Annotated in this window: 4 protein-coding genes and 1 pseudogene; 2 read left to right on the top strand and 3 right to left on the bottom strand. The window is 70.6% G+C overall.

Annotation, left to right across the window (positions count from 1 at the left end):
- A pseudogene (locus tag ACXJKL_RS15310) lies at nucleotides 1-180 on the top strand (hypothetical protein); the annotation flags it as partial.
- On the opposite strand, the gene ACXJKL_RS15305 reads toward ACXJKL_RS15310, so the two are convergent.
- Entirely contained in the window at nucleotides 163-2,388 is a 2,226-nt protein-coding gene (locus ACXJKL_RS15305; protein WP_457207895.1) for a spermidine synthase, read from the bottom strand. The pseudogene ACXJKL_RS15310 and the gene ACXJKL_RS15305 overlap by 18 nt on opposite strands.
- 168 nt (nucleotides 2,389-2,556) lie before the next feature.
- On the opposite strand from ACXJKL_RS15305, the gene ACXJKL_RS15300 reads away from it, so the two are divergent.
- On the top strand, nucleotides 2,557-3,075 hold the full coding sequence (locus ACXJKL_RS15300) for a flavin reductase family protein (protein ID WP_457207894.1): 519 nt from the start codon (nucleotides 2,557-2,559) through the stop codon (nucleotides 3,073-3,075).
- Between the two features lie 4 nt (nucleotides 3,076-3,079).
- Here ACXJKL_RS15300 and ACXJKL_RS15295 read toward each other — a convergent pair whose 3' ends face one another.
- Both ACXJKL_RS15295 and ACXJKL_RS15290 read right to left on the bottom strand, forming a co-directional pair.
- Complete coding sequence (locus ACXJKL_RS15295; RefSeq protein WP_457207893.1) at nucleotides 3,080-3,772, bottom strand: hypothetical protein; 693 nt, start codon at nucleotides 3,770-3,772, stop codon at nucleotides 3,080-3,082.
- Entirely contained in the window at nucleotides 3,769-4,440 is a 672-nt protein-coding gene (locus ACXJKL_RS15290; RefSeq protein WP_457207892.1) for a class F sortase, read from the bottom strand. Before ACXJKL_RS15290 ends, ACXJKL_RS15295 begins: the two co-directional genes overlap by 4 nt.
- Between the last annotated feature and the right edge of the window lie 103 nt (nucleotides 4,441-4,543).

Here is a 4,543-nt window from a genome sequence, read left to right as displayed (position 1 = left end):
GGCCCGGGCATCCCGGCGGGCCGGCTCGACGCGGCGACGGCCTCGGGCCGGCTCGGCGTCGACCAGTCCATCCGCGGTCGGATCACCGACCTCGGCGGCACCGCCCACCTGGACACCGGGTCCTGGGGGACCGAGTGGGAGCTGACCGTGCCACTTGCTGAGCTATCGCAGGACGGATAGCACCGAGGAGTAGTCGTCCGTCCAGACGACAGCGCGGCCGGGATCGACACGCCGCCACCGCCGGAGGCCGAGTATCTCGCTCGACAGCTCATTGGAATCGGTCAGAAGCACCCACTTGCTCTTGACGGATCCCGGTCCGTCGCCCCCTTCGCCGACGAAAGCGTGCCAGCCCAGATCACGGGCAGCTGCGGCAAGAACGGGCTCGAGGTCGAAGATGCGGTTGCTGATGTGCACCATGAGGGATCCGCCGCCTTCGAGGTGCGCTGCGTACTCACGCATGGCCTCGCGTGTCAGAAGGTGCACGGGGATCGAGTCGGAACTGAACGCGTCAAGGATCACTAGGTCATACGAGGTTCCGGCGCCAGCGAGTCCGAGCCGACCATCGCCCACGACTGTGGTGATCGCCGCGGCCGAGTCAGCGAGGTATGTGAAGTAGTCGGGGTCCTCGGCGATCCTCACGATGGCGGGATCGATCTCGAAGAATGTCATCTGCTGTCCGGAGGTGCCATAGGCGGCGATGGCGCCAGACCCCAGTCCGACGACGGCCGTCCGACGGGCCGGCGCAACCCTCATCGCGTCTCCAAGTGGACCGTCCGACACGTAGTACGTCGTGGGCTCGTTCCGCAACTCCGGCGACAGGAACTGGGTGCCGTGGACGGTGGTCCCATGCACCAGGCTTCGCACACCGTCCGAAGACGTCACCCTGTAGCTGCCGTAGAAGGTTCGGTCGAGCAATTCGGAGTTCGTGTATGCCTGCGCTCCAACCCCGAGCGTGGTCATGRCCAACGCCAGGCTCAGGGCCACTGGGGCCCGGGTGGACGCCGCACCCACAGCGATCACCAGGCACAGCGCAGCGGGCATCAAGGCGAACGAGGGGGTGTGGCCGATCCCAATCAGAAGCGCGACGAGGGACAGGCCCGCCCCCAGGACGAGCGGTGTCATGACCAGTGTGCGAAAGACGGGGTGGTACCGACGCCTCCACCACGTGGCCACTGGAGCCGACGTACCGACGAGGAGGAGGGGGACAAACGCGAGGGTCCCGCCGTACTCCCAGACCCGGTCGAAGACGGTCGGCGCCACGACACCGTTGAGGAGGCCGCCCGCAGCTCCGCCGGCGGAGAGCACTAGGTAGAACATGGTCAGGTGCGCAGGGTCCGGACGCGTAGCGGCGAGGCGCGCATGTGCGGCGTAGCTGACGAGGCCCACGGTGATGACATCGACGATCACGCTGAAGATGATCGGCAGGCCGGTTGCGACCACCGCGAGGATGGCACTGGTGAACGAGAACGCCACAGCCGCGCGAGTGGCGAGGAGCGGGACAGTGCGGCTGCTTCGAGCGAACGCGGCCACGAAGGACATCAGGTAAGCGGACAGAGGGAGCACCCAGAGCAATGGGATGGACGCGACGTCAGTCGACAGGTGCGCCGTGACAGCGAGCATCAGGCAAGAGGGGAGAAAGGCGAGGGCGCCCCATGCCCATACCTGTTGGGCGGCGAGCTTGTGCGTCAGACCTGGCGCGGGAAGGATTCGCTGCTGGGCGACGAGTCGCGGCACGCGCACTGCGAGAGCGCACACGGCCATGAGCAGGAGGAAGGCCCCGAAGGTGAGGGACCAGCCCATCCGCTGCTGGCTGAGGGAAAGGTGGGGCTCGATCAGGAAGGGGTAAGACAGGAGYCCGACGAAACTGCCCAGGTTGCTTCCGGCAAAGAGAAAGTAGGGATCCTGCGCGCGAGGACCATTCGACCAGGCGTACCAGCGCTGGATGAGCGGCCCAGTGCCTGCCAGTACGACGAACGGCAGACCCACCAGGAGTGTCAGGACCCACAGGAGCCAGATCACCGGCGATGTGGCCGATGACGGTGCCGAGTTCTGCGGGAGCGCGATGGGCAGAACGAGCAGTGGCAGGGCCAGCACAACCAAGTGGATGCGGGGCTGCCACCATGCGCCCAGCGTCCGGGTGGCGACATGCGCATACACGTACCCCACCAGCAGGAGGACTTGGAAGAACAGCGAACTGGTGCTCCAGACCGTCGCTGAGCCACCGAACGACGGCAGGATGAGGCGCGCGGCCAGGGGCTGCACCATGAACAGCAGAGCTGCGCCCAGGAACGATGTCACAGCGAAGAGGACGGCGATCCAGGCCCCCCGCGGTCGTTCACTACCCACGATCCCTTCCGCGATGTTGGGCGCGAGATCTGTGTCCGTCATTCTTCCTCCTGAGTCCCGGACGAGAGTATGGATGTCGTAGCTCTCGCGCTGCCGTTTCTCCGATCCGGTCCATCCCCGGACGCGAGCCCGGGAGGCGTGACTAGGGTTTCGTAGTCACCGTCGAACCACCTTCCACGCACTGATCGGCCTCAGCATGGGACAGACCTCGTGACCATCCACTCCGACCACCCGTTCGCCGATCCCGAGGGCTCCCGCGACGCCGCGCGGCGGCTGCGGGGCCGTCTCTCGGGCCGGGTCGGTCTGTGGACCGCCGGGGCCGACCGCGCCCGGGCCGGCCTCACCGTGTCGTCGATGCTGGTCGTCGGCGGGGAGCCGCCGCTCGTGGTGGGCCTGCTCGACCCGGACTCGGCGCTCGGCGAGTCCCTGGAGGTCGGGCACCGCGTCGTCGTACACCTCCTGGAGTGGGAGCACCGCGACCTCGCCGAGCAGTTCGCCGGCCTGATGCCCGCACCGGGCGGACTGTTCGCGGCCACGACCTGGGAGCAGACGGCGGCCGGACCCCGGCTCGCCTCCGCGGCCACATGGGCGGCGTGCACGGTCACCGACGTCCGGCTCCTGGGCTGGTCGCTGGAGGTGGTGTGCTCCCTCGACGACGTGGTGCTGGGCCCCGACGAGGAGCCGCTGCTGCACCGTCGCGGGCGCTACGTGCGCCCGTCCGGCGACTGAGGGATCACCTCAGTGTCACCTGGGCGAGCACCCGGTCATCGACCCGGTCGCCCGCGAGCTCGACGGTCCAGCCGCCGTCCGGGTCGAGGGCGCCGCAGGGCTGGGGATCCGGCCGCCCCGTCGTCGGGGCGCAGGCCAGCGAAAGCACCTCCGGCGCGAGGACAGTGCGAAAGACCCGCACCGACGCCGGATCCTGCTGCACGGTCAGCGACGTCATCAGGGCCAGGCCGCGGCCGCGGGTCGACGTGCTGGGCTCGACGGCGCCCTTCAACCGGTAGCGGACCTGCACGGAGCCGGCACCCGACAGCGGGTGGCCCTCCGGCATCGAGGCGACCCCGCGGGACCGGGTGACCCGTCGGCCGTCGGCCACGACGCGGACGTTCCTGACCTCGACCGCCTCGGCGCCGGACACCGCGGGCATCGCGAGGTCGACGGAGCGGAGCGGGACGTCGCTCTCGATCCAGTGGGTCACCCGGAGGTCCCCGGACGGGAGCACCACTGTGCGCACGTACGACTCGCCGGGCTGCAGCGGCTGGGGCGGCCGGCGTCCCGGCCCGTCGGTGCTCAGCGTCGCCGCCGGCGGCACCCCTCCTCCGTCGAGATGGCCGGCGAGCAGGGCGAGCGTCGCGACCGGGAGGAGGAGGAACGTCACGCCGAGCAGCAGCAGGCGTGCCCGCGAGGCGTCCAGGCGCTTCATGGTCTGGCCCTCCGGATGGGCGCGGAGACGGGCACGGCCGTGACCACGGCGAGGCGCTGGTAGCCGCCACGGCTGCGGACGTACGGCGGCGCGCAGGTCACCAGGGTGAGTCGCCGCGGTCCGCCGGCCGCGAACAGCTCGGTGCGATCGGTGAGGGGGCCCTGGGGCACCAGCCGTAGTGACCGCACCTCGTACTCCTGGGTCAGTCCGGCCGAGTCCAGGCGGATGCGCTCCCCGCCGCCCACCGTGAGCAGCGCGGCGAACGGACCCAGCCCCTGGGTGGTGGAGTCGACGTGCGCCGCCACCAGCGTGGAGCCGAAGGGGTCGCCCAGCCGTGCGCCGCCGTCCCACCAGCCCGCGACGCCGATGTCGTCGGGGACGTCGAGGCGGCCCGATCCCAGGGTCGACGCCGACCGGACGGGTACGGCGACGCCACCCGGCAGCCGTACGACGACCGGCCGCTGCGGGCGCAGCACGGAGGTCGCCCGGCGCGCGGGCGACACCGGCACCGACGACGCGGAGGCGGACGACTCGGCCGCGGGAGCCGGCGACGTGGACGTCGCCGGCTCCCGTGCCTCCCGCCCGGGACCGGTGCCGGGGGTGCAGCCGGCCAGGGCGAGCAGGACGACCAGGAGGACCGCCGGGGCGAGTCGCCCGGAGGTCCTCATCTGGCCAGGTGGAAGGGAGACACCGTCACGCCTCCGACCAGCCCGGCAGACCCGGTGTCGATGGTCGTCGGACGGACGGAGCCGTCGGCGGTCAGCGTCGAGG

The sequence above is a fragment of the Nocardioides sp. P5_C9_2 genome (genome assembly GCF_054049555.1).
This window is presented reverse-complemented; position numbering and strand designations above follow the sequence as displayed.

Excerpts from the sequence above, each read along its gene's own strand:
- ACXJKL_RS15295 (WP_457207893.1), bottom strand. The coding sequence starts at position 3,772 with ATGAAGCGCCTGGACGCCTCGCGGGCACGCCTGCTGCTGCTCGGCGTG.
- ACXJKL_RS15290 (WP_457207892.1), bottom strand. The coding sequence starts at position 4,440 with ATGAGGACCTCCGGGCGACTCGCCCCGGCGGTCCTCCTGGTCGTCCTG.